We start from the raw sequence: 1148 nt of genomic DNA on the forward strand, positions 1-1148 counted from the left end.
GCCAGCTGGTGGCAGAAGTTTTTTCATATTACTATCCCGATGCTGACACCGGTTATATTTTTTAATGTTGTAATGCAGACAATTCGTTTATTTATGATGTTTACCCAGGCCTATATTATTACCGAGGGTGGACCAATAGATTCAACTATGGTTTATGTACTTTACTTATTTAAACAGGCATTTCAGTACAGCTCAATGGGTTATGCCAGTGCTTTAGCCTGGATTTTACTTATTATTTTAAGTGTAATGACCTTTCTAATCTTTAAAAGTTCAAGTTACTGGGTGTTCTATGAGAACGAAGAAGGTGGGATTTAATAATGAAAGTATCAACAGAGAATAAAATTAAAAGTGTAGTTTATCATGTCTGCATCCTGACACTGGGACTGATGATGTTTTATCCAGTTTTGTGGATGATTGCCAGTTCTTTTAAAACCCATGCTAACGCTTTAAGCCCAACTTTAATCCCGGATCAACTTTTAATAGAAAATTATGTCCAGGGCTGGCAGGGGTTTGGAGACTTGACTTTTGCAACATTCTTTAAGAATTCATTTATTATTGCCACTACAGCAACTATTGGTCAGGTGCTTTTATCAGCCATGACTGCTTATGGATTTGGTAGAATCCAGTTTAAAGGTCGTGATTTCTGGTTTTCAGTGATGATTATTACTCTTTTATTTCCAAGACAGGTAGTAATGATCCCGCAATATTTAATGTTTAATCAGCTGGGATGGATAGACAGTTTTAAGCCCCTGATTTTACCCAAATTTACACCTTTACCATTTTTTGTTTTCTTAATGGTGCAGTTTGTCAGGGGACTTCCTATAGAGTTGGACGAAGCAGCAAGAATAGATGGCTGTGGAGTCTATTCTATTTTCTTTAAAATAATACTGCCAAATATAAAACCAGCTTTAATAACTGCTGCCATATTTTCATTTTACTGGACCTGGCAGGATTTCTTTACCCCGTTATTATATATCCAGTCAACAGAGCTTTATCCAGTTTCATTAGCCCTCTCCTTATTTGCTGATCCACAGGCAGTAACCAACTGGGGCGCAATGTTTGGAATGGCAACCTTATCCTTGATGCCGATCTTTTTAATCTTTATTTTCTTCCAGCGTTATCTGGTGGAAGGTATTGCTACTTCGGGA

2 protein-coding genes are annotated in these 1148 nt (G+C 37.1%); both read left to right on the forward strand.

What is annotated here, in order from left to right:
• A partial coding sequence (locus C7958_RS15505) for a carbohydrate ABC transporter permease (protein WP_133986842.1) occupies nucleotides 1-315 on the forward strand: 315 nt, incomplete at its 5' end.
• A 2-nt stretch (nucleotides 316-317) separates the two neighbouring features.
• Nucleotides 318-1148: carbohydrate ABC transporter permease (locus C7958_RS15510; RefSeq protein ID WP_111573571.1), on the forward strand; the 831-nt coding region annotated here is incomplete at its 3' end.

Origin of the sequence: Halanaerobium saccharolyticum (assembly GCF_003259895.1) — a bacterium.
GTDB lineage: Bacteria > Bacillota > Halanaerobiia > Halanaerobiales > Halanaerobiaceae > Halanaerobium > Halanaerobium saccharolyticum_A.